Raw genomic sequence first — 24,703 nt, 5'->3', positions numbered from 1 at the left:
AATGCCCTGGACAAATCAAAATGGTGGTGGCCCGTGGAGTGGCGATAAAAACAAGAAAAGTGGTGACAAAAAAACATCGGCTAAGAATCTTTTTGGTTCTGGTGGTAATAATGGTGGCGAAAATGGTCCCAATCTTGATGATATTTTGCGTAAAGGAAAGGATCAGTTTCAACAATTTAGTAGAGGGGGAATTATTGTTTTGTTCCTTCTGCTTGCTGTGTGTTTTTTGCTCTATCAATCACTTTATATTGTCCAACAAAATGAGCAAGCAGTAGAATTGCGTTTTGGTGTGCCTAAGCCGGGAATTATCGGTGATGGATTGCATTTTCATTTTTGGCCAATTGAGACCTATATGAAAGTGCCTTTAACTGAAAAAACAATTGCAATTGGTGGGCAGACTGGACAGAAACAACAGAGTGAAGGTTTGATGTTGTCTAGTGATCAAAATATTGTTAATGTCAATTTTTCTGTTTACTATCGCATTTCACATCCAGGGCAATTTTTATTCAATGTGAATGATCAAGAAGGGACAGTTCGTCAGGTTGCTGAAAGTGCAATGCGCGAGGTCATTGGTTCCAGACCTGTTGATGATGTTTTACGCGATAAAAAAGAGGAAGTTGCTAACGATGTGCGAAAAATTACCCAGTTGACTGTTGATAAATATCAACTCGGTGTCGAAATAAGCCGTGTATCGATTAGTGAAGCTGCTCCTCCTACTAAGGTTGCTGCTGCGTTTAATTCTGTTCAACAAGCAGAGCAGGAACGTGGACGAATGATTGAAGAAGGAAATCGTGTGCGTTTTACGAAGATTGGTTTAGCAAATGGTGAAGCTTCACGTACACGGGAAATCGCAAAAGGCGAAAAAGCACAAATGGTTGAAGAGGCACGTGGGCGTGCTGAACGTTTTCAGGCTATAGCTCGTGAGGCTGCCATTTCACCAGAGGCTGCGCGATATCGTCTTTATATGGAAACGATGGGGCGTATTTTTTCTTCACCAAATAAATTGGTTCTTGATCAAATTAATTTTCCAGCAGTGCCTTATCTTCCTTTGAACGAATTGCTGCGTAACAATTTATCAGAAAAAGCAAAATCGGCACGTTCGGCATCGCTCTTGGATGCTCATATTTCTGGAGGGCGCTAATAATGCAACAGTCTCGTTTTTTGTTTATTTTTAGTACTATAATGTTTCTTTTGATCATTTTGTGGATGTCACTTTTTATTGTCTATCCTCGTCAACAAGTGGCAATTAAGCGTTTTGGTCAAATTGTTAAGGTCGAGTCTAATCCTGGAATTTATTTGAAAATGCCCTTTGTGGATAAGATGATTGTGGTGGATAATCGTTTGTTGCGTTATGATGTTCCTACGCAATCGGTACAAGTTCGTGGGGGGGCTTATTACGAAGTGGATGCGTTCTTTATTTATCGTATTACGGATCCTAAATTGTTTTTACAGCGTATTGCTTCAGGGCGTCCACAAATTGCGGCACGTGAAAACCTTGCACCACGGTTTATTGATGCTTTGCGCGCTGTTTATGGTAAACGAGAATTTAAAGCAGCCTTATCGGATGAACGAGGCGCAATGATGGCTGAGGTGCAACGGCAATTTTCTATAGATGCAGGTTCGCTGGGTATTACGATTGTTGATGTGCGTATTCGAAAAACCGATTTAACGGATGCTGTTTCAGAAGATGTTTATCGACAAATGGCTGCTGAACGAGAGGCTGCTGCGGAAAACATCAGGGCTCGTGGTCAACAAGAACGAGATCGTATTGTGGCAGAAGCAAATCGTGAATATGAAGAAATTGTAGCGGCCGCAAAGCGTGATGCTGAAATTACTCGCGGTGAAGGACAAGCCGAAAGTATTCGCATTTTATTAAGTGCGCGGGAAACTAATCCATCTTTTTACGATTTTTGGTTAGCGATGGAACAGTATAAGAATTTAGAAAGGATTCCGATGGTCATTGCACCAAATGAGGATTTCTTTTTTTATTTTCGAAATCCCTTGCAAGAAAAGAAAAAGCTTTCATCAACAATGAGTCCTAGTTTGAGCAAAACTGATTCAAAGTCTAGTGGAGAATAGATGTATACTATTTCATATGGGAAGTATGCTCTATAGCTGCTTTTTCTATGATGAATGGAAGAGAGTGTGAAGCCATACTGGTTGTGCATAATAAATTGGTAAGGCTCTTTGCGGCTTTGGTTAAAGGCATGTCATGGATAGAAGTATCGTGAGTAGAAATACGTTTTTGAAGTCTTTTATCACAAGAGTTGTTATCACAAGAGTTGTTTTGTGTGTGATTCTGTTTTTATCAGGATCAGTGAATTTGTCTTGGGGCGCAGAGACAGACAAGACATTGCTTTCTGTTCCTGATTTAGCTTCTGAGCTTTTGGAGACGGTTGTAAATATTTCTACGGCACAGACTGTTGAAGGAACAGAACAGGATGAAAATACTTCGGTACCCGTTATTCCCAAAGATTCATTGCTGGAGGAATATTTTAATGATTTTTTTACACCTAAAGATGGTCAAAAAAATAGTCAATTTCAAAAGGTGCGTTCTTTGGGGTCTGGTTTTGTGATTGATGCGCAAAAAGGGATTATTGTTACAAATTATCACGTTATTGTTGATGCTGATGATATTGAAGTTAATTTTACGGATGGTACAAAACTCAAAGCAAAGCTCCTTGGCAAGGATAGTAAAACTGATTTAGCATTGCTTCAAGTGGATGCGGGACGTAAAAAATTAAAAGCTGTGCGTTTTGGTGATTCAGAAAAAGCACGTATTGGTGACTGGGTTATGGCTATTGGTAATCCTTATGGTTTTGGTGGAAGTGTGACGGTTGGTATTATTTCTGCACGTAACCGTGATCTTAATGCTGGTCCCTATGATAATTTTATTCAAACAGATGCCGCAATTAATCGGGGCAATTCTGGTGGTCCGTTATTTGATAGAAATGGTGAAGTCATTGGCATTAATACAGCAATTGTTTCACCTTCTGGAGGATCTATCGGTATTGGGTTTGCTATTCCATCGGATATGGCCCTTTCTGTTATTAATCAATTGCGTGATTTTGGAGAAATAAGGCGTGGTTGGTTGGCTATTCGTATTCAGCCGGTAACAGAGGATATTGCAAAAAGTTTAAAATTGGATAATGCTGTAGGAGCGTTGGTGGCTGGTAAAATAGAACAGACGGAAGGAAATAATGTCGATAATAGCCAGTTACAAGCTGGAGATGTTATTCTTTCCTTTGGTAATTCCAAAATTAAGCATGCACGTGATTTGCCGCGTTTAGTTGCAGAAAGTTCAGAAGGAAAAGTGGTGGATATTACTGTTTTACGGAATGGGCAAGAAAAAACAGTAAAAGTTAAGCTTGGACGTTTGATTGAAACAGATGCAAATGAGGATATAGAAGAAGAAGTTGATGATAAAAAAAACAATGATCTGTCGAAAGACGTGACAATGCAATTGATGGGAATGACGCTATCTGAAGTGACTGAGGATTTGCGTCGTCATTATTCAATTTCAGATAAACTTCGAGGATTAGTGGTGACATCTGTTGCACAAAATAGCGCAGCGGATAAAAAGCGTATTCGCGTTGGTGAAGTCATTGTTGATATCAATCAGAGTGCTATCACAACAATCGATGAGGCTAAAAAACGTATTCATAAATTACGTGAAGCTGGACGCAAAAATGCTCTATTTATTGTAGCGCGTCCAGATGGAGAGTTACGGTTCGTAACGCTTCTAATGGATTGATCCTTAAAAAATTAATTTTTTGTTTTTTTATTAGCCTTAGTATATGGGGTATTCTGTAGCTCAGCCATGTGATGTCCAATATTTCTCAAGCTCATTTCTCGACGGAGATTATGGATTGTGTAACATAAAATCCACTAGGCAGCTCTGTTTTTGCGTTAAATAAAAGGATAAGTTGCTAGCATCATAGATTTGCTAGTTTCCAATATTGCAAAAGCCTAGGTTTTGAAATGCTGCATAAGAGATCTATGTCTTGTGTTTAAGTCAATTTTTATCTCTGCTTGTGGTGTACAAGTGAATGGTATTGATATGGCGCTTTATGAGAAGGATAAAAATGAGAAAATCTTATGGTATTGGGAGCTCTTATTGCAGGTTGCAAAACGCTCAACTATTATAAAACAAAGGATGCAATTATTATTATAAATAATGTTTTATCTAGTGAGACTTTTAGCCCTTTGTGATTATACTTTTTGTGCTATAGAAAATGTTTTTTTCACTTCAGTTTAAAAAAGTTATCCTAGAAAAAATCATATTAAACTCAATTGGTTATATATATTTATATCTTTCTTGGTAATGGATGAAAAAATAGTTATAAAAAAGATAATTTCTGAAGCCCTTATTATAAATCAGGTAGCATGCTATTTTTATAGGAAAAACTAAAGCTGTTTGATTGTATAGGTTAAGTTCAGTATTGTTTTTATGACTGATGACAAAGAATATGTTTATTTTTAATGGACTAACGGACAGAATGATTATGGCTGTAGTTTATTATTGAATTATGATAGCAAAAAATGCTTGGAACTTCCCTTGATGTCGTTATTACATTCATTTTTCTTTTTATAAGTTTCATAAGGTGCTTTGTCTTGAGGAGAATTTGTGTTCGTATTTTTGTTTAAAGTGTTCATTCTATGATAACAAAGATAAAATACAGGGGCTTTGGGGAATGTCATGCATGTTGCAATGAGTTACTAATTGGGAAAGATTGCTATTCATGACACAGAGAACAGTTACATTGATAGCAGGGCCAACGGCAAGTGGAAAGTCAGAACTTGCCTTGCAAATGGCGCAAGAAAAAAATGCTCTCATTATTAACACTGATTCAATGCAGGTTTATGATGTTTTAAATATTTTAACGGCACGGCCGAGGGAGGCTGATACCGCGATTGTTCCACATTATCTTTATGGTCATGTGAGTCCTACTTTGAATTATTCAGTAGGGCAATGGTTGTGTGATGTCCAGAAGCTATTGGCTACTTTTTCTTTAAGATCAGTTATTTTTGTTGGTGGAACAGGACTTTATTTTCGTGCTCTTTTAGAGGGAATTTCGGAAATCCCTCATATTCCAGATGTTGTGCGGCAGAAGTGGCGTTTGCTGCTTGATAAAGAGGGCGTTGCAAGTCTTTATCGCCAGTTGTTGCAGATTGATGCTGTTGTTGCTGAAAAAATTTCTTCACAAGATGGACAGCGTATTGTTCGTGCTTTGGAAGTTTATGATGCAACTGGTGAAAAGCTCAGTTGGTGGCAGAAGAAAAAAACAACGCCTCTCATTGCGCCGAATTTTACCGAAAAAATTCTTCTTATGCCACCACGTCCTCTGCTTTATGAACGTATTCATAAACGCTTGGATTCTATGATTGAAAGAGGCGTTTTAGAAGAGGTGATGATCATGAAGAATCTTAAGCTTTCCCCTTCGTTACCAGCAATGAAAGCGATTGGTATACCTGAATTTATGGCTTATTTGGATGGATATAGAAGCTTTGAGAATGCTCTTGAAGCGGTGAAAATACAAACGAGAAGATATGCAAAAAGACAAATGACATGGTTTCGTCATCAATTTGATGAAAAATGGATACTTATTTCTTGAGAAAAGCGCTGGAATTTTGCAAAAAAATTGCAAAAGATAATTCGTGAAGAAGAAATTTTTTAGAAAATATAATTTTTTATTGACGAATGGTATCAATGGAATTAGAGATTCTTCTATAAGGAATTTTTTTATATATTTTATACGTTGGAATAATGGGGGGTGATCATACAGTGTGTGTTGTGTAATGGGCTCCTTTGGGGGCTTTTTTTATGGGCTCCGTTAGGGGCTTTTTTATTGTCCTATCAAGTAGGTGAGTGGGAAAAATGAGAAATGATCCAAGAAAGCAAGAGAGTGTAGATGGAAAAATAATGTCGGGAGCTGAAATGGTGGTTCAAGCTCTTATAGATCAAGGGGTTAAGCATCTCTTTGGTTATCCTGGTGGGGCTGTTCTGCCTATTTTTGATGTGCTCTATCACCAAGATACACTCCAGCATATTTTGGTGCGCCATGAACAAGCTGCAGGGCATGCTGCTGAAGGTTATGCACGCAGTACTGGAAAGGTAGGTGTTATGCTTGTAACTTCTGGTCCAGGCGCAACGAATGCTGTTACACCTTTGCAAGATGCTCTTATGGATTCTATACCTCTTGTTTGTTTTTCTGGTCAGGTAGCGACAACGATCATTGGAACAAATGGCTTTCAAGAAGCTGATACGGTTGGAATTACAAAGCCCTGTACGAAGCATAATTGGCTGGTTAAAAATGTCAATGATCTTGCAGCAATCATCCATGAAGCCTTCTTTATTGCTCAATCAGGGCGTCCAGGACCGGTTTTGATTGATATTCCTAAGGATGTTCAATTTGCTTCAGGATTTTATAGAGCACCTCAAGCGCCGACATCTATACATTCTTATTCAAAGCCGAAAGGGAATGCGCAGGCTATCGAAGAGGCTGTTTCTCTCTTAGCAGAAGCAAAGCGTCCTGTTATTTATTCTGGTGGTGGTGTTATTTCATCAGGTCCTGAAGCTGTAAAGCTTTTGCGCGATTTAGTTCAACTGGGTGATTTTCCGATTACTTCAACACTCATGGGGCTTGGTGCTTATCCAGCTTCTGGCAAAAATTGGCTTGGAATGCTTGGGATGCATGGAACCTATGAAGCTAATATGGCCATGCATGATTGTGATGTTATGTTGGCTGTTGGAGCACGATTTGATGATCGTATCACTGGGCGATTGGATGCATTTGCGCCTCATGCGCGTATTATCCATATTGATATTGACCCTTCTTCTATTAATAAGATCGTAAAAGTGGAAGTGCCACTTATTGGTGATGTTGCTTGTGTTTTAGGAGATATGACGCAACTCTTAAAGATACAGCAATCAGCGTTTAACAGTGAAGTCCGTGAGGTGTGGTGGACGCAAATTAACCGCTGGAGAGCTCGTAATTCATTGGCATATGCGGAGAAAAAAGATGTTATCATGCCGCAATATGCTCTTGAACGACTTTATGCTCTTACCAAAGGTGCGAATGCTTATATCACAACGGATGTTGGACAGCATCAGATGTGGGCAGCACAATATTATCGCTTTGATAAACCAAATCATTGGATGACTTCTGGTGGTCTTGGGACTATGGGTTATGGTCTCCCTGCTGCTATTGGTGTTCAAATTGCTCATCCTGATGCGCTTGTTTTATGTATTTCTGGTGATGCCTCCATTCAAATGAATATTCAAGAGCTTGCAACAGCAATTCAGCATGACACACCTGTAAAAATTTTCATTTTAAATAATCAATATATGGGTATGGTTCGCCAGTGGCAGCAGTTGTTGCATGGCAACCGTCTTTCTCATTCTTATACAGAATCTATGCCTGATTTTGTAAAATTGGCAGAATCTTATGGAGCGGTTGGTATTCGTTGTTCAAAACCCGATGAACTTGATGATAAAATTCAGCAGATGATTGCTTGTGATAAGCCTGTTCTTTTTGACTGTCGTGTTTATCATTTAGAAAATTGTTTTCCCATGATCCCATCGGGATGTGCCCATAATGAGATGTTATTACCCGATGAGGCAAGTGAGGAAGCTGTTGCAAATGCTGTTTCTTCTGAGGGAAAGATTCTTGTATAAAATTAATATGGTAACAAAATAGTGAAGGATGGTGATGATGAAGTCTTAGGAGTCTTCATCTCTGTCTCTTCTTTGTGGAGAGTTCCTATTATCCTTAGAGCTCATTTTATGATTTTCATTCTTTGTTTAAAGACATGGGGGTTTAAAGACATGGGGTGTATTATTATTTGTTTATCTAAAAAATGTTATAAGTCGTGTGCCCAATTATGTTTGAATTTATTTGTACGCGATGTTTGTTTTTTAATTCATCTGTTCACTTTAATAGCTATTTCGTTGCATTTTTTAGATAATACATTGAATTATCTATTATAAATTAATTATGTTGTCTCATATATGAAAGATTCCATCGTGCAAGAAAAAAAGCCACCATGCTTGAAGGGTGCAACCATGCAATCATGTCTATGAAAACAATAGAAAAGTTTGTTACTATGTTTTGGTTTTGCATTATGAAATTACTCTAAATCGCTCTTTCAAGGGCTTGATAGGAGCCACCCCTAGCGGTTTGAAAGAAAGGGCAAAAATAACAAAAATCAAATGCAGCCATAGAAAATCAATTGGCCACAACAGCTTATAATTAGATAGTCACCTCACCTGATTATGCGGGAGAGATCTATACATATGAGATGTGTCGTCAATATATATATATATAAACCAGAATAATACTCAGCATCATATCATTATCAGGACATTAACATTGAAAATAAAATACTCTTTCTTTTATTTGTTCTACATATCTATGACTCCATAAATCTGCAGATACAAACACTCTTTGAATCCACCGCATTGGATTTTCATAACGATCAAATGATCCCAAAAATTTATCTCTAGAGTGTAGAGCCATTCTGTTATCAATGTATAATAATCTTCCTGGTTGTACATTAATTCCAAAAGATACAGCCTTAATAGCTTCATAAAAATGATCTAAAATTTCCTTGGCTTTTTTTTTGACTGTGGTTCTAACATGCCTGGATAAAAAACAGCGCTGATATCTGGAAATTCACTGTCCCCTTGAACGAGGGGCACTTTACTTGTAGAGGTTACCCCATTTTTTCTCCATCTATAGGGAACATTAATTATATATAAATTATCCCTTAAACTCCTCAAATCCTCCTCATTTAAAAGTTTTAAAGCTAGACGTGCATCAGATATTCTCGTTAACGGGCCATCAACATCATTGCGAACACCAGTTAAAAGTATCCCTTTAGGAGATAAATTTAAACCTTTTATAAATTTTAGTGCAGCATTTTCTATATGAAAATCTAACTCAACTTCAGATCCTAATCCTGTATAATCCTTTTTATTATCCTCTAAAGGAACTAGGTTATTTACTATATGTTCGCCTTCAAACTTAATTGAATAAGGCTCTCCGATTAATAAAGAAAACATCATAATTAAATTTTCGCTTATATAACCGCTTTTACAAGACGAATCTAAATTATAAGGATTAGGTGACGTATTAATTTTTCTATCAATAGGAAGGTTTTCAAAGATTAAATATGGTCTAGGGGTAATAGACATCTTTTGATTCATAAGAATTGTCAAGATTCTATGGGGTAGCAGCGAAAATGCTATTTTTTAGCTCAACCGAATATTCAATACCACCATATGGATCATAAATAATATGGTCTAAAGCCTCCCAAAGATTGTCTCTTTCGCCATTGCTCAACTCAAAAGTATTTTCATTTATCATTATAGTTTCCTCCCCAATTATATTCCCCTACTTTTTTATTAAGAAAAGTGAAAAAACAATTATTAAAATTAAAATCAACCATGTTAGTAAATAAGTGTCTGTAAAATCTTGGATTAATCCAAATAATGGTGGAGCAGCAATAATTGCGATTTGATTGACAGACATTGCTAATCCCAGAGAAAAGCCAACGCTTTCTTTCGGCGAGGAGTCTACAATATAAGCAACCCAAGGGCCATACCATCCTAATCCAAAAAAACCTAACCAAGCAGATAAAAGAGTTAAATAAATTATGGATCCATTCATGCCCAAAATTAATATTAAAAATCCAAAAACGACTGCAATCATGCAAAACAAGACAGGAAAAAATCGTCCTTTTTTACAATGATCACTCCACGCTGCTAAAATAATTCTTCCTAAGGCACCAGAAGCCTGTGAAACAAAAAACAAATAAGCACTTTTATCTAGAGGCAGGTGATAGATTCTATAAAAATAAACAGTTATAAAAATGGTTAAAACATATTGGACGATCACAAGTGAAACGCCTGAAAAAATAATATTCTTCATATGCGGTGCAGCCAACATCGCAAGACGAGACCTTACATTTGCATAGAACGAAACTTTTGCCTTGCTTTTGGGAACGATAGCGACAACTTTTGCTGGTGCGTGATAAAAAATAATAAAGATACATCCCCCTAAAAAAGAAACAATGGCACCGACCAAAAACGCACCTTGTATGCCATAGACAAACGCACTAGCAGGAAGAACCATCCCAGCTAATGCCCCACCTAATGGTAGTCCCGCCTGCCTTATTCCCATTGCAAATCCGCGTTGCGATTGTGGAAACCATGCAGAAACAGATTTAGCGCCACCAGGTTGAGCAGAACTATAAAATCCCCCTACAATGAGCAAACAAACCAAAAGGGAAATATAGTTATCTGCGATTGCTCCCAACAAAAGAGTGACAGAAACACCGAATGCGCCAACGCCAACAATATAGCGCTCGTTAAACTTGTCGAGTAATTCGCCAGCTATAAGTAAGCCAATAATAGGTAGGAATTGCGCTGCTGAAGACAGCAAACCTATTTGAGAGTCACTCAGCGAGAAATCCCTCTTAAAAAATTCAGCTAAAGGACCAATCCCTTGAACAAAGAAGCAGGCTGATGCTTGAGCGATAGTGGCAACAAGCAATACAATCCATCGATAATAATTTTTTCTATAAATTTATTATTGCTCACTCAGCCTCCCTCCAATTAAATTGTATTCCAATGAAGTAGCCTTTTTTAATAATGCTTGCAGCAATAAATGAGGTATTTTATGCGGATGACATAAAAATCTGTCAATACGATTGGTATTAATATGAAAGCTAAGGAAATAAGCTATTATGTGTCGTGCAAATTTGATACGCTAGCGATATAAGATAAATTTTACAAACATTGGCTCAGCCAGCATTAAGCGCTCTTCATAAAAGATGCTATATTTTGGCAAGCTTTTTCCATATAATTCTCAAAGCTTTCTTCAGTCACATAGCCCAGATGCGGAGTGCAAAGAACTCTCTCTGATTGCAATAATTTGCTCTCATATACTGGCTCGCTGTCATAAACATCCAGTGCAAAGTAAGTTGAATTTTCCAAGCTTAGTATTTTTTCTATCGCCCCTTTTTCAACCAAAGCTGAACGCGCTGTGTTGACAAAAAGAGCATGAGGTTTCATACTTAATAGATCATCTAATTGAATGATTTCTCTGGTTTTATCGCTTAAACGTAAATGTACGGATATAATGTCAGGACGTGTAAAAAATTCATCTTTTGAATGCGTAAAATGATAACCTAAATTTTTTGCTTCTTGCGTTGAGCGCTCGCTCCCATAAACCAAAATGGACATGCCAAAAGCTTGAGCATATTGAGCAACCATTTTACCAATACGCCCAAACCCGAATATTCCAAGAGTCGCCCCTTTCATTTGGTTGCCAAATGTTGTTTGCCATCGTCCTTTTTTCATATCAGACACAGATTTACAGAGTTTTCTACGCGCAGACATCATTAAGAGCCACGCAAATTCAGCAGCAGAAGTTGGATCTCCACCACCGTCTAATATTTCAATTCCTAAGTCTCTACAAGCTTCTATATCAATATGTGAACCTATAGGGCCTGTTTGGCAGATTAATTTTAAATTTGGCAGTTTCAGGAGAAGATTTCTATCAACTATAGTTCGCTCTCTGATTAAGATAAGAATATCTATCTCTTTGAGCTTATCCTCTAAATCACATTCTTTAGCTAAATTATTTATAACCAGTACTTCATGCGATTTCATTAATTTTGTAATAGACTGTAATGTTAGGGTGGCTTTTTGATAGTCATCTGGAATTAATATTTTCAATTTAAACCTCCCGTTTTATTCATCAATATTTGAGCTCATCATTTCATTTCTAAAACAATCAAAAAGTAATCTCATCGCTGATATTTTGACATAACGCTAAGCCTATTAGCAAATTATACCTCTTGATTTCATTGTTATTTATAGCAATAAGAATAGCATTAATCAGTTAATTTTTGTAAACTTTAAAACATTGTAACAAAAAGAAAAAGTTTGACTCAGTCGATGGAGAATTGCGCTTTTCTCATATTCTAGAGGACGAACCTGAAATGCTACTCTGGATTAAAACCAGCTCCAGTTTTCTTATAATAAACTACCAAGAAGGTCATACTTACGAACCAGATTTTATTGTCGAAACAGAAAAAGCTACATATTTGTGCGAGATAAAGTGTGCTTCATATAAGCGTGATGTCTTTCTTTATTCGTTGAGATATAACTTATTTGTAGCATGAAGAGTAAATTTATTGAAATCATGATAAGAGGGAGATAGGAACTTTATAGGTGTATCATCATAGGATTAAGCAGTTTTGTTGAGAGCTATTTCTATTTTTGCCAAAAGGTTTTTGATATATTTAATTATTATTTCGTAATAGTGGATGTACTTTATTTTTAGGTGCAAGAAAGCTGATTGATTGTGTAAAACAGTATTCAAAAATTACATTATTCTTATCCTGTTAAGGACATTTTTTCTAGCGAGGGTTTTGCAATTGCAATGCTCTTTTTCTCATTCTAAATTTTGGTTAGAAAAAGCGTATATAGGTGTTATTTTAAATTTAAGATATGCATATTCCATTGTTGGTGTTACTGTTATAAAAAATGATATTTTATTTGATAAGTATAAGGTGTTACCAAGAAGATCGATGTATAGATAAAATTTAGATTGTTACAATATCTTGAAAAAGCAATGGGTAAATAATTGATAATTGTGCTACGAAAGTTGTTAGATGGGCGTGTGTCAGCAATCCTTAATAAAAAAGTTTTTCTTGATAGTCGTTTTTTTTCAAAATACTGCTCTTTTTATGCAAATCTTATGTTGGTAAGCTATGCAATTTTCACCGGAACAGGATAATGCATTGAAGGCTGTTGCTGCGTGGTTGAAAGAGGGGCGTTCTCCACTTTTTCGCCTCTTTGGCTATGCGGGGACGGGGAAGACAACGCTTGCGCGCTATTTTGCGGAAACAGTTGATGGTTCTGTCCAGTTTGCTGCTTTTACCGGGAAGGCGGCGCAGGTTTTGCGTTCTAAAGGTGCGAGCAATGCTTGTACTATTCATTCACTCATTTATTGTCCGCGTGGAGAAGAGGAAGTTTCCGATGAAATAACAGGAAAAAAGTCTATTGCTCCAACATTTGCATTAAACCGGAGAAGTGCAGCTGCACAAGCGAAACTCATTATTATCGATGAATGTTCGATGGTAGATGAACAATTAGCGCGTGATTTAATGAGTTTTCAGACGCCTATTCTTGTTCTGGGTGATCCAGGTCAGTTGCCTCCTATTTCAGGAGGAGGATTTTTTTCCAATGGAGAACCAGATTTTCTTCTCTCAGAAATTCACCGACAAGCGCAGGATAATCCAATTATACGTCTTGCTATGAACGTGCGTGAAGGACGCGATATTGCTTATGGCGATTACGGGGCAGCGCGTGTTGTTACACGTAAAGAGGTGGATAAAGAATTAGTTTTGGAGGCTGATCAGGTATTGGTAGGGATTAATCGAACGCGTTATCTTTATAATAAACGTTTGCGTGAGTTGAAGGGGTTTACAGCGGATTATCCACAAGCGGGGGACAAGCTTGTATGTTTGCGTAATGATCCTGCTAAAGGCTTGTTGAATGGCTCTTTATGGAAAGTTCTCACTTCACAGAAGGAAACTGTTAAACCGGGTGTTAATCTTCTCGTTAAGCCAGAAGAGAGCGAGCGTGGGGTGGTGAAGATTAAACTTTTAAAAGCAGCGTTTGAAAATTCTAATAATGAGATTTCATGGCAGTTAAAAAAAAGATATGATGATTTTGATTATGGATATGCATTAACTGTTCATAAAGCGCAAGGGTCCCAATGGGACAATGTGGTTTTATTTGACGAAAGTTTTGCATTTCGTGATATGTATGCACGCTGGCTTTATACCGGAATTACCCGTGCGGCAGAGCGTTTGACGATTGTTCGATAGAGAATTTTTATTGCTTGGGATTATACTGGGCGATGTATTTTTTCTGTGTTTAGAAATGTATATGTAAATAGGGATGTATATGGCAGTAAAACTTTCGGTTAATCTCAATGCTATTGCTGTTTTGCGCAATCGGCGTAATCTTCCGTGGCCAAATATTGAGAGTATTGGGTATATAGCGCTTACAGCTGGCGCAGCAGGTTTGACGGTTCATCCGCGTCCAGATGAGCGGCATATCCGTTTTACTGATTTGCCGGATATACGCTGTTTAATTAACAGCTCTTTTCCTACGGCTGAATTTAATATTGAAGGTTATCCAAGCGCTACATTTTTGGATTTGGCAGAAAAATATGCTGATCAGATTACCCTTGTCCCTGATGATCCAGCTCAATCAACCTCTGATCATGGTTGGGATTTTGCTCGTGATGCAGAATTTTTGACACCCATTGTTCAGCGCTTGAAAAAAAGAAAAATTCGTGTGTCGTTATTTGCTAATCCTCTTGTAGATGGTCTTGACATTGCTAAAGCGATTGGTGCCGATCGTGTCGAATTTTATACTGGGCCTTATGGTGGTGCGTTTAAAGATAAGATAAAACAGGATCAAGAGTTGGATAAACTTACTGTAGCGGCAAAAAAAGCCAAAGAGCTGCACTTAGGCGTCAATGCAGGACATGATTTGACGATTACGAATCTTCCTGCTCTTGTTAGTCGTATTCCTTGGCTTGATGAAGTTTCTATTGGCCATGGGCTTATTGCAGATGCATTAGAGTATGGAATGCATGATACTGTTCAGCGTTTTATCCGGTTATTATCGTAATTTTTTCTCTCTTATAAAATTGAAAGAAAAATTTTATAAAGCTTTGCCACTTTATTTAAAACAATTTTATATATGTTTAGATAAATAGCATTATTAGCATGCATTATAAATATTCTATTGTTGCTCTGTTTATTGGTCGCTTGCTATCTTTTGTTTGTGAGTGTATGCGATGTTCTTTATTTGTACCATCCATTATGAGGAAGTGTTACAATCTTCTTACTATAATTTCTTTGAAGGGATAAGAAATAGGGTTTTGAAAGTATTTTCCTTTTCCTTATAAAGCAGTGCGTAGGATTTTAATGGATCAATACACAAAGTTTCTTGATGTTTGAGCTCATTTTACGGGTTATCTGTAAGTAGTATAACGTAAAATCTTCATGGATGATATGAAATCTATTGCTATCATCATTTTATTTGCTAATTTAATATTGTGGCAGCTTTTGCAATGAGATAATTTATAAGATATACTGTTCTCTATGTGCAATGCTGCTTTTGGCATATAAGGGTTTTGATGATTTCATCATGAACAGATTTAAAATCAAAAAATGCTTTTTATGAATAGGCTTAATGCAATAAGAGCTGTCAAATATAATGATGATATCGATTTTTAGCTTTATGAAGTAAAGAGGGTGGTGTGCAATAAACCTTAGACTATTATAGGGGATTCTTGAAAAGAGTTCGAGCACATTAAAAGTTTTTTATAAGACTCCATAAATGAATAACATAATGGCACTATGGGGGTGTTCTTTTTTGCGTGAGAAGCGTGGATATTAAAGAACGTAAAAAGTAAAATACTCTCTCTATTGTTCTAAAGATATTGTTGTATATGCTTTTGAAGGTTGTATTAAAACAATACTTATTATTTTGTAATTTTTCTTGCTATCCGTATTGATTTGGTTCATGTTAAAAATTGTATATTGTATCTTAATTTTTAGAATATAGTGTTTTGTTGCACGATAGAAGAGTAAAATATTAGCAAATATATTTTCTTTAGAAATCTTGTTTTGTGTAATTATTGTTTTTGTAGAATAGCAGTTGAAGTTGATTTGGGGATCCGTATATGGTTTGGGAATGTTTGGGGACTACAGTTTTTCTATGCAATATGTAAACTTTAAAAATTATTCGATTGCTGTGTTCTTATAAGCGGTGTTTTTTGTCTTTATAAGTGTATGATGCAGTGAAGATAACGTTTTTTATTTAATAAAAATAATCTGAAATCCAGTTTAAATAGAAAAAGAAGGAAGTTTTTTATGCGTGTTTATTATGATCGTGATGCAGATGTTAATCTCATTAAAGGGAAAAAAGTAGCCATTGTTGGTTATGGTTCTCAAGGGCGTGCGCACGCTTTAAATTTGAAAGATTCCGGTGTTAAAAATGTGCAAATAGCTTTGCGTTCAGGGTCGGAAACAGTTAAGAAGGCTATGGCCGATGGTTTTGAAGTGGTGAGTGTTGCTGAAGCAGCAAAATGGGCAGATCTCATCATGATGGCAACACCAGATGAATTGCAAGCTGATATTTATAAGGAACATATTCATGATCATTTACGTGATGGGACAGCGATTGCTTTTGCGCATGGTTTGAGCATTCATTTTGGCTTGATTGAACCTAAAAAACACGTTGATATTGTGATGATTGCTCCTAAAGGTCCAGGGCATACAGTTCGTCATGAATACCAACGGGGTTGTGGTGTTCCTTGCTTAATAGCGGTGGCGCAAGATGCTTCAGGGCATGCACATAATGTAGCATTATCTTATGCATGTGGACTTGGTGGTGGACGTGCTGGGGTGATTGAAACAACGTTTAAAGAAGAGTGCGAAACTGATCTTTTTGGTGAACAAGCGGTTCTCTGTGGAGGTCTTGTTGAACTGATTCGAGCAGGTTATGAAACATTAACACAAGCAGGTTATGCACCGGAAATGGCTTATTTTGAGTGTTTACATGAAGTTAAACTGATTGTTGATCTCATGTATGAAGGGGGTATTGCAAATATGAATTATTCGATTTCTAATACAGCTGAATGGGGTGAATATATGTCTGGACCACGTGTGATTACGGATGAAACCAGAGCAGAAATGAAACGTATATTGAAAGATATCCAAACAGGTAAATTTACGTCAAATTGGATTCAAGAATATAAAGCTGGCGCTGCTCATTTTAAAAGTATGCGGCGTTTAAATGATAATCATCCTATTGAAGAAGTTGGTAAAAAACTTCGTTCTATGATGCCTTGGATAAAATCTAATGCTTTGGTTGATAAAGAGCGTAATTGAAGCTTCTACAGAGATATTTTGTCAATAGCTTTTATAATTTTATAGATAAATATAAAAGGGTAACTAAAGTTACCCTTTTTTATATGTTTTTGCAGCATAAGCTTTATTTTTTAATTTTTTGCATAATTCTTTTTTCCAAAAAGAAAGTATACAATTCCTAAAAATATAAACCACGCTGGAGTGTATTTTAAAGCTATGGCAGTATCAGCTTCTAATGACAATAAATAAATAATGAATGCAAAGAAAACAAGAAGCGCGCAACACATAATAACACCTCCTGGCATTTTATAAGGAGAGACAGTATGCTGGAGAGGGCGATTGCGACGATAGACGATGTAGCTGATCAAAATAATAGACCATACAAATATAAACAAAGTTGCGGCAATCGTCGTAACAATTGTAAAAGCAGCTATGAGGGTTTGAGATAACGATACAACTGCATAACCTAATAAGATGCATAAACATGAAAAAAATAATGCATTGGCTGGGACGTGGTTACGAGAAAGTTTTCCTAAAAATTTAGGAGCACCCTTTTGTGTTGCTAGCCCATATACCATACGGCTGGTAGAAAAAATTCCACTATTTGCTGAAGATGCGGCGGCTGTGAGGACAACAAAGTTCATCAAACCGGCAGCAGTTGGAATACCAATAAGTGCATACATTGTTACAAATGGGCTTTTTTCTGGACTGATTTGATCCCAAGGTGTCACAGACATAATCACAAGGAGAGAGAATATATAAAAGAATACAATACGGATTGGTATTGAATTAACAGCCTGTGGTAAAGCTTTTTGAGGCTCTTTTACTTCAGCAGCAGCTGTTCCAGCGAGTTCAATGCCAACAAAAGCAAAAATAACAATTTGAAATCCAGCAAAAAAGCCTGTAATTCCTCGCGGAAAAATATTTCCACCGTTCCATATATTGCTAAGAGAAGCAACCGTACCGTTTGGAGAGACAAAACCGGTAAAGATCATATAAAATCCTAAAACAATTAAGACTAAAATTGCTACGATTTTGATAAAACCAAACCAAAACTCAAGTTCGCCAAATAGTTTTACGGCGACGAGGTTGAGAATTAAAAAGGACATAAGACCCATTATAACAGGAATCCACGGATTGAGTTCAGGCCACCAAAAGTGTGTATAAGTGACAATAGCAATAATTTCAGCAGTTCCAGTGACAATCCAACACAACCAATATGTCCAGCCGATAAAGAATCCGGCACACGGTCCTAGAAGATCGGTTGAGAAGTCAATAAAAGATCGATATTGTGTATTAGAAAGCAACAACTCTCCCATAGCACGCATGACAAAGTATAGAGCACACCCAATAATCGCATAAACAAGGAGGATTGAGGGACCTGCTACACTGATTGTTTTTCCTGATCCCATAAAGAGACCTGTTCCAATCGCTCCACCAAGAGCTATAAGTTGTATGTGTCGATTATGGAGCCCACGTTGCAATTTCTTCTTCGGCTTTTTTTTAAAATTTTGTTTATTCATTTTTGGGAAGTTCCCCTTAGTTATTTTAAGCTAAAAATTACCCTAAAAAAGGTAATCCCTTCTATCGGAACACGCTATGGCTAAAGAGTAAAGGAATTTTTTTCTATGACTATATGTGAATAAAGAAAAAACATTATTAATTAATGAAATAATTGTTTAATGTATAAGAATTATAATATAAATTATACTATATTTATTATAGATAATAATTATTTGCATAAATATTTCTATATATAACTTTTATTATTCACAAAATTTTACCATTATAGAAAAATATAACTAAAATTATAAATCTATTAAAAATAAATCTATATTTAATAAATTTACATATTTATTTAAAAAATGAAAATTTAGTTTAAATTTTAATAATAATAAGTAACGTTTATTACAAATAGAAAAATATTTTCATAGAATATTTTTTTATTATAGAGGGCTATTAAAATATATTCTGTTTAGAGCTGTATTTTTAATTTTGAGAAAAAATTGACTATAAATTTTGTTTTTTGAGCGTTTTAGACAAAATCTCATGTTTTATTAGTAAATAATATCAGTGAAGTTTATAGAGAGTTCTTTAAAAAAGAGCGCGTATCTTATCCTATTATGCAGTAAGACACTGTTGTTTAGAGCAGTGATATAAGACATATAAAATTTTACACATTAGGTATTTTTAGAATATGTGCTGAGTATTTAAAGCAGGGCTAGCCCGTAGAGCCTTATGTAGGTGAACCATATAAGTGCTCAGCAGTATTCCTCCTTAAAAAGCCGGATTGTTTACAAACCGGTAGTGGGAGGAACCATCGTCTTTTAAGGTGTGAGGAGGAGATTAAGTAGAAAAAGGGTAACTAAAGTTACCCTTTTTGGAGATGTTTTGTATAGATTTTATTTGTTCTTTGGAGCGATTTTTTTTCTATAAATATAAAATACATTATACCTAAGAAAATAAACCAAAAGATACTGTATTTTAAAGCTGTTAGGGTGTCATGTTCTAATGTCAACAAATAGAGCATGAAAGCAAAAAAAACTAACACAAGCCCGCACATAATGACACCTCCCGGCATTTTGTAGACGGATTCAGCATGTAGATGAGGGTGATTGCGACGATACACAATATAGCTAATCAAAATGACGGACCATACGAATAAAAATGCAATCGCTGAAATGCTCGTCACAATTGTAAAAGCACTTATGATGCTTGGAGATGATGATGCAATTGTGTATCCTACTAAAATACATAAGCAGGAAAAGAACAGAGCATTGGCTGGAACATGGTATTTGGAAAGCTTCCCTAAAATTGGAGGAGCACCTTTTTGTGTTGCAAGCCCGTATATCATGCGGCTAGTCGAAAAAATACCACTATTTGCTGAAGAGGCTGCTGAAGTGAGAACAACAAAGTTCACCAAACCAGCAGCTATTGGAATGCCTGCAAGCCAAAACATGGAGACAAAGGGGCTTTTTTCTGGAACAATTTGATTCCAAGGTGTAACGGACATAATTACAGCGAGAGAAAGGATGTAAAAGAGTACAATACGCACCGGTATTGCATTAATTGCTTTAGGGAGAATTTTTTTAGGTTCCTTGACTTCAGCTGCAGTTGTTCCAGCAATTTCTATCCCAACAAAAGAAAAAATGGCAATTTGAAACCCAGCAAAAAAACCTGTAATTCCTCGGGGGAATATATTACCGCCATTCCATACATGGTTAAGAGAGGCAACAGTACCATTGGGAGAGGTAAAGCCTGTAACGATCATATAAAATCCAACAATAACTAATGCTAAAATTGCTACGACTTTGATAAGACCAAACCAGAATTCAAGTTCACCGAAAAATTTTACGGCAAGGAGGTTAAGGATTAAAAAGAAACCAATGCAAGAAAAAACAACAATCCATGAATTAAGTGTTGGCCACCAGAAATGCATATAGTTAATAATAGCAATAATATCTGCAGCTCCAGTCACAACCCAGCTTAACCAATAATTCCAACCCACAAAGAAAGCGATTCCCGGTCCTAGCATATCGGTTGAAAAATCAATAAGGGACCGGTATTGTGAATTAGAAAGCAATAATTCTCCCATAGCACGCATGACAAAGTATAGGGCACATCCAATAATAGCATAAACGAGTATGATGGAAGGGCCTGCTACACTAATTGTTTTTCCTGATCCCATGAAGAGACCTGTTCCAATAGCTCCACCGAGTGCTATAAGTTGTACGTGACGGTTATCTAGGCCACGTTGTAGTTTCATCTGAGGACCATCTTTTAAATTTTGTTTACAGTTCATTTTTTGGGGGTTCCCTTTAATTATTTCGAGATTAAATTACACTAAAAAATGCATTATTTTGTATCGAAGCATGATATAAATGAGGTGTAAAGGAAAAAAACGTTTTTTATGATTTTGTGTGGATAAAGAAAAGAATATGGTTTTGAAAAAAGAGGATGTTTTTCTCTTAAATAACGTAACAGATATTTGAATAGGGAGCTTTTAATTTTTATTATTCATAATGATGAGAGTTTTAATTTTTGCTCAAATAGCGCTCGAGAGTTCTCATCTTAGTTTAAGAAACAGTTTTTAATAATAAAAAATTAAAATCACTTTTTTGTTTGTATGCTGCTATCATAAATCAAAAAGTTACTTTATTTTTCATAAACGAAAAGAGGAATATCATAGCTTGTTTCTTTTAAAGTGATGAATAAGGATTCTGTTTAGATATTGATAATATTTATAAAACGTTGCGAGAAATTCACATTGTTTACACAAAATCTTTGAGACTATGATAAAGAAATGCAGCGTAACTCAGTTATACAAAGAAAAAAAGAACAGGGGATTGTATAAGCTCTGTTAGAGGTTGAGCTATTCATAGTGAGAGACAGAATCAGGAAAAGATTACTCTATTATCCTTGCAATTTGTTATCAAAGGATAGGACTGTTCCTGTCGCTATGTTAATCGTACCTTTTATCCGCTGCTTTTTTTAAAGTGGAGCTGGCAAATGATATAAAAATGGCCATTAAAATAAACCATGCAAAGATGTTGAAAGAATGTATTATGATAAGTTCAAAGCCTTTTTTGATGCCACCGCCAGAAGACAAAAACTTCGGGAAGTCCGCTATAAATATTGATACTTTGAGGTTTAGTATTTGTGTCAAAAAACTGTCTATATAGCTGGTGAAAAGTTTTGTTTTACCGATAGTACTCTTTTCATATCGTTGATATTCTTTCTTTTGAATTTAAGCTGTGTATTCCAGATTTAATCGATTTAAAGCCCATGTATAATAAAGTGCTGCCATCCATGAGTTTTACTAAAAAACAGCGTTTTGTGGTTGAGAATGAGCGCGATACACCTAGGTGTGGAAAATGTCCCATGCACATATGTTACTGTACACAATCCTAAAACGTTTACAAATGCGTTCTTTCTTCCCAATCTCGTTGCATTATTGATGATAAGGGCCATATTTGGCCCCGGTGAGATGACTAAAAAAATGAAACAATGAAAAAGGTCAGTCTTTGATGATTCATTTTACTTTTAGCTCTGAAATTAATTGATCTTCGAGATATAATTCTATTCTGTCAAACTGAGAAAGTTTTCCTACACCCTGTGGAGTACCTGTGTATATGAGATCATCACGTCTTAGCTGAATGTAGTGACTCAAAAATGATATTATCTTCTCAAAGCTAAAGATCATATTTTTCGTATTACCAACTTGTCTTGTTTCGCCATTCAGCTTCATTGCAAAGGTTATTGGGTTGTTTATTTTTTTCTTGTTGATGAAGTCAGAGACGTATGCAGCGCCTTTAAATCCTTTCGATAAAAGCCAAGGAAGCTTTTTTTCTTTCAGTTTTGTTTGCAAATCCCGCGCTGTGAGATCAAGACCTATTGCTACGGCATCATAGCATTCTTCTGCTTCTGCCTCCGTGACCATGAAAGCGTCCTTTGAGATTTTGAGCACAATTTCAGTTTCAAAATGTATTTCTTTGGAAAAATCAGGGAGATAAATTTCGTTGCCTAAAACGAGTGAACTGTTTGGCTTGCTAAAGATAACGGGTTCATCTTCAACAACATTGCCTAGTTCATGAACATGTTCAACATAATTGCGTCCAACACAGTAAATGTCATTTATCATAAGAGCCCTCCAAATTTTTTATTTTCTTTTTGTATAGGCAAGAGAGAACTTTGCAAACAACATTTTTTCTTATACCGTGTTGTACGTGTTCTGAATAAGAGACATTGTGTGGGTTGATGACTAACTACGATGACAGCCCTTCGTATTGTCTCTCTTTTGAAGAGTGCCCAATCTTATAGTCTTTGAGAGATAAAAAACACTGCTTTCATTTTGGTTACTAGTCGCGTGAAATACCTTTAATATTTTAAAGGTATTTTGGTCGTCTACGCAGCGATCAGTAGGGTCTGAAAGCCCTAAAGTTCGATCATAAAAATGAGCTTACTCTGTGGGTGTCTCGGAGTTCTGGGAGATTTTGTTATGTCCAGGTGCGATGAGCACTAAAAGCAAAAAAGCTGATTCAAACTCAGTACTTTCAGGTTTCCGGAATACTAATGCGAGGGCGCTCGCACTTGCACAAGTTCCCTTGCGTTCCTTTGCGGTGTGTTCGGATACACAAGTTGGAAAGCGTCGTAAGAATAAAAATGATGCTGTTGAATTTGATATCTCTGATCTTGTCTTGCCTGCAACAACCGATGCAAAAGAACTAGCTAGCAAAACAAATAAGGTTTCTCCTGATCCAACCTACCATTCGATACAAGTGATTTCGGATGCACAAAAGGAATATGATTTACCGGAATTTGATCTGATCATTTGTGATGAAGCCCATAGGACAATGGGGGGTGTTTTAGGAACAGACAAGCATGAATCCGAATTTATCAAGGTTCATGATAACAGCATCATTCGGGGTAAAAAACGTCTGTATATGACAGTAACGCCAAAGATCTTTAGTGATAATGCTAAAAAATAAGCCAATGAGATGAATGGCATTCTGTCATCTATGGATGATGAAGAGCTCTATGGAAAAGAGCTATACACCTACACATTCTCAAAAGCCGTTAAGAATGAACTCTTAGTTCCTTATAAGATTATTATTTTAGGTGTTAATGAAGAAGAGGTAAGTCAATCCATTCAACATCTGATAACAGACGATAATTATGGGCTTATTCTTGATGATAAAACCAAAATCATGGGTTGTTATCAAGCCCTTACCCAAATAGATCTGAAAATTGATCTTGGGGATGGCCCAGCCCCTATGCATCGGGCTTTGGCTTTTTGTAAAGATATTAAAACTTCTGAACGTATCCGTGATACATTCAATTCTCAAGAAATACAGAAAGAATTGTATGCTCTTCATAAGTTTTATAAAGAGACGCCGCCTCTTGACTGTACCTTTGCTCATATTGATGGAACCTTTAGTGCTAAAGAGCGTACAAAACAACTTGATTGGTTAAAGGAAGATGCGGGGGAAAATACCTGCCGTGTGCTCACCAATGTAAGATGTCTCTCTGAAGGAGTGGATGTCCCTGCTCTTGATGCAATCATGTTTTTACACCCGCGCAAAAGCCAAGTGGATGTGATACAGGCGGTGGGGCGTATCATGTGTTACGCCAGGGGTAAGAAAAGAGGTTATATCATTTTACCCGTTGTTGGGGTACCGACTGGGGTTTCTTCTGAACAGGCTTTAAAATACAACAAGAGATACAGTGTTGTTTGGCAAGTGATCAATGCTTTGCTTTCTCATGATGAGAACTTTGCCAATACTCTTAACCAGATAAATTTAGAACAAGATGTCAGTCATGTCTTAGAGATTGTTGCCTTAAAGATTATGACGACGGTTGAAGATGAAATCCATGTTTATGAGAAACCAGAAAGCGCAGGGCTTGAGATTGGAAAAGCAGCTCATGAACCGCAACATAGTCATGCAAACAAGATTACCCTTTTATAAAGAGTTTTCCAATGCTCTCAAAATACTGATTGTTAAAAAATCTACCATGAGTGATTATTGGGGCATTTGGGCTGGCAATGTTGCTGAGATTGCACAAAACCATATCACACGCCTTCAAACCATACTATCCGATGAAACCAATGAAGCCTATCATGCTTTTGAGAGTTTTCACAAAGAACTAAAAAACACCTTAAACAGAATTAGATTTTTCATATTGCCTATAAGAAATTATATCGCAATCTAAAATGATAACTTTATTGTTATCAAAA

Annotated in this window: 16 protein-coding genes and 1 pseudogene; 9 read left to right on the top strand and 8 right to left on the bottom strand. The window is 36.4% G+C overall.

Annotated elements, in window-relative coordinates; genetic code table 11:
* Position 1: 1 nt before the first annotated feature.
* The 5 genes from hflK (at position 2) to QHG57_RS07845 (ending at position 7,678) form a co-directional block, all read left to right on the top strand.
* A complete protein-coding gene (gene hflK, locus QHG57_RS07865; RefSeq protein WP_330169053.1) occupies positions 2 to 1,141 on the top strand; it encodes an FtsH protease activity modulator HflK in 1,140 nt (379 codons plus the stop codon).
* A gap of 2 nt (positions 1,142 to 1,143) precedes the next feature.
* Entirely contained in the window at positions 1,144 to 2,079 is a 936-nt protein-coding gene (gene hflC / locus QHG57_RS07860; RefSeq protein WP_330167828.1) for a protease modulator HflC, read from the top strand.
* A gap of 133 nt (positions 2,080 to 2,212) precedes the next feature.
* Positions 2,213 to 3,754: a Do family serine endopeptidase gene (locus QHG57_RS07855; protein WP_330167827.1), complete on the top strand. Its 1,542-nt coding sequence runs from the start codon at positions 2,213 to 2,215 to the stop codon at positions 3,752 to 3,754.
* 988 nt (positions 3,755 to 4,742) lie between these two features.
* Entirely contained in the window at positions 4,743 to 5,615 is an 873-nt protein-coding gene (gene miaA / locus QHG57_RS07850; protein WP_330167826.1) for a tRNA (adenosine(37)-N6)-dimethylallyltransferase MiaA, read from the top strand.
* A 263-nt stretch (positions 5,616 to 5,878) separates the two neighbouring features.
* Positions 5,879 to 7,678 (top strand): acetolactate synthase 3 large subunit, encoded by a 1,800-nt coding sequence (locus tag QHG57_RS07845; RefSeq protein ID WP_330169052.1) that lies wholly within the window; start codon positions 5,879 to 5,881, stop codon positions 7,676 to 7,678.
* A 688-nt stretch (positions 7,679 to 8,366) separates the two neighbouring features.
* Here QHG57_RS07845 and QHG57_RS07840 read toward each other — a convergent pair.
* The 5 genes from QHG57_RS07840 to QHG57_RS07820 form a co-directional block, all read right to left on the bottom strand.
* Positions 8,367 to 8,582 carry a hypothetical protein gene (locus QHG57_RS07840; protein WP_330169587.1) on the bottom strand — a complete coding sequence of 72 codons (216 nt, stop codon included), beginning with the start codon at positions 8,580 to 8,582 and terminating at the stop codon, positions 8,367 to 8,369.
* Positions 8,583 to 8,599: 17 nt separating this feature from the next.
* Positions 8,600 to 9,208 carry a Fe(II)-2OG oxygenase family protein gene (locus tag QHG57_RS07835; RefSeq protein ID WP_330169051.1) on the bottom strand — a complete coding sequence of 203 codons (609 nt, stop codon included), beginning with the start codon at positions 9,206 to 9,208 and terminating at the stop codon, positions 8,600 to 8,602.
* Positions 9,209 to 9,224: 16 nt separating this feature from the next.
* Entirely contained in the window at positions 9,225 to 9,368 is a 144-nt protein-coding gene (locus QHG57_RS07830) for a hypothetical protein (RefSeq protein WP_330169050.1), read from the bottom strand.
* 27 nt (positions 9,369 to 9,395) lie between these two features.
* The gene (locus tag QHG57_RS07825; RefSeq protein ID WP_330169049.1) at positions 9,396 to 10,556 is read right to left on the bottom strand and encodes an MFS transporter; all 1,161 of its coding nucleotides are present in this window, start codon (positions 10,554 to 10,556) and stop codon (positions 9,396 to 9,398) included.
* Between the two features lie 260 nt (positions 10,557 to 10,816).
* Positions 10,817 to 11,743, bottom strand: coding sequence for a D-2-hydroxyacid dehydrogenase family protein (locus QHG57_RS07820; protein WP_330169048.1), 927 nt, complete (start codon positions 11,741 to 11,743; stop codon positions 10,817 to 10,819).
* A gap of 1,040 nt (positions 11,744 to 12,783) precedes the next feature.
* On the opposite strand from QHG57_RS07820, the gene QHG57_RS07815 reads away from it, so the two are divergent.
* The 3 genes from QHG57_RS07815 to ilvC all read left to right on the top strand — a co-directional run bounded on the left by QHG57_RS07815 (position 12,784) and on the right by ilvC (position 16,989).
* A complete protein-coding gene (locus QHG57_RS07815) occupies positions 12,784 to 13,905 on the top strand; it encodes an ATP-dependent DNA helicase (RefSeq protein ID WP_330167822.1) in 1,122 nt (373 codons plus the stop codon).
* 79 nt (positions 13,906 to 13,984) lie between these two features.
* Complete coding sequence (locus tag QHG57_RS07810) at positions 13,985 to 14,719, top strand: pyridoxine 5'-phosphate synthase (RefSeq protein ID WP_330167821.1); 735 nt, start codon at positions 13,985 to 13,987, stop codon at positions 14,717 to 14,719.
* A 1,250-nt stretch (positions 14,720 to 15,969) separates the two neighbouring features.
* Positions 15,970 to 16,989 (top strand): ketol-acid reductoisomerase, encoded by a 1,020-nt coding sequence (gene ilvC / locus QHG57_RS07805; protein WP_330167820.1) that lies wholly within the window; start codon positions 15,970 to 15,972, stop codon positions 16,987 to 16,989.
* Positions 16,990 to 17,099: 110 nt separating this feature from the next.
* On the opposite strand, the gene QHG57_RS07800 is transcribed toward ilvC, so the two are convergent.
* From QHG57_RS07800 to QHG57_RS07790, 3 genes are all read right to left on the bottom strand, one after another.
* Positions 17,100 to 18,491 carry an amino acid permease gene (locus QHG57_RS07800; protein WP_330167819.1) on the bottom strand — a complete coding sequence of 464 codons (1,392 nt, stop codon included), beginning with the start codon at positions 18,489 to 18,491 and terminating at the stop codon, positions 17,100 to 17,102.
* A gap of 848 nt (positions 18,492 to 19,339) precedes the next feature.
* Positions 19,340 to 20,770: an amino acid permease gene (locus tag QHG57_RS07795; protein WP_330169047.1), complete on the bottom strand. Its 1,431-nt coding sequence runs from the start codon at positions 20,768 to 20,770 to the stop codon at positions 19,340 to 19,342.
* 1,230 nt (positions 20,771 to 22,000) lie between these two features.
* Positions 22,001 to 22,609 (bottom strand): fumarylacetoacetate hydrolase family protein, encoded by a 609-nt coding sequence (locus QHG57_RS07790; protein ID WP_330167817.1) that lies wholly within the window; start codon positions 22,607 to 22,609, stop codon positions 22,001 to 22,003.
* 454 nt (positions 22,610 to 23,063) lie between these two features.
* On the opposite strand from QHG57_RS07790, the pseudogene QHG57_RS07785 reads away from it, so the two are divergent.
* A pseudogene (locus QHG57_RS07785) lies at positions 23,064 to 24,630 on the top strand (helicase-related protein); the annotation flags it as partial.
* Positions 24,631 to 24,703 lie beyond the last annotated feature (73 nt).

Origin of the sequence: Bartonella grahamii subsp. shimonis, assembly GCF_036327415.1 — a bacterium.
In the GTDB taxonomy this organism is placed as follows: Bacteria; Pseudomonadota; Alphaproteobacteria; order Rhizobiales; family Rhizobiaceae; genus Bartonella; species Bartonella shimonis.
The sequence above is the reverse complement of the archived record's forward strand: the minus strand, read 5'-3'. Positions and strand labels throughout refer to the sequence as shown.

Coding starts and splice junctions, on each gene's coding strand:
- QHG57_RS07830 (WP_330169050.1), bottom strand. CDS start 9,368: ATGATAAATGAAAATACTTTTGAGTTGAGCAATGGCGAAAGAGACAAT.
- hflK (WP_330169053.1), top strand. CDS start 2: ATGCCCTGGACAAATCAAAATGGTGGTGGCCCGTGGAGTGGCGATAAA.
- QHG57_RS07845 (WP_330169052.1), top strand. CDS start 5,879: ATGAGAAATGATCCAAGAAAGCAAGAGAGTGTAGATGGAAAAATAATG.
- QHG57_RS07790 (WP_330167817.1), bottom strand. CDS start 22,609: ATGATAAATGACATTTACTGTGTTGGACGCAATTATGTTGAACATGTT.
- QHG57_RS07810 (WP_330167821.1), top strand. CDS start 13,985: ATGGCAGTAAAACTTTCGGTTAATCTCAATGCTATTGCTGTTTTGCGC.
- miaA (WP_330167826.1), top strand. CDS start 4,743: ATGACACAGAGAACAGTTACATTGATAGCAGGGCCAACGGCAAGTGGA.
- ilvC (WP_330167820.1), top strand. CDS start 15,970: ATGCGTGTTTATTATGATCGTGATGCAGATGTTAATCTCATTAAAGGG.
- QHG57_RS07855 (WP_330167827.1), top strand. CDS start 2,213: ATGGATAGAAGTATCGTGAGTAGAAATACGTTTTTGAAGTCTTTTATC.
- QHG57_RS07815 (WP_330167822.1), top strand. CDS start 12,784: ATGCAATTTTCACCGGAACAGGATAATGCATTGAAGGCTGTTGCTGCG.
- QHG57_RS07835 (WP_330169051.1), bottom strand. CDS start 9,208: ATGAATCAAAAGATGTCTATTACCCCTAGACCATATTTAATCTTTGAA.
- hflC (WP_330167828.1), top strand. CDS start 1,144: ATGCAACAGTCTCGTTTTTTGTTTATTTTTAGTACTATAATGTTTCTT.
- QHG57_RS07800 (WP_330167819.1), bottom strand. CDS start 18,491: ATGAATAAACAAAATTTTAAAAAAAAGCCGAAGAAGAAATTGCAACGT.
- QHG57_RS07795 (WP_330169047.1), bottom strand. CDS start 20,770: ATGAACTGTAAACAAAATTTAAAAGATGGTCCTCAGATGAAACTACAA.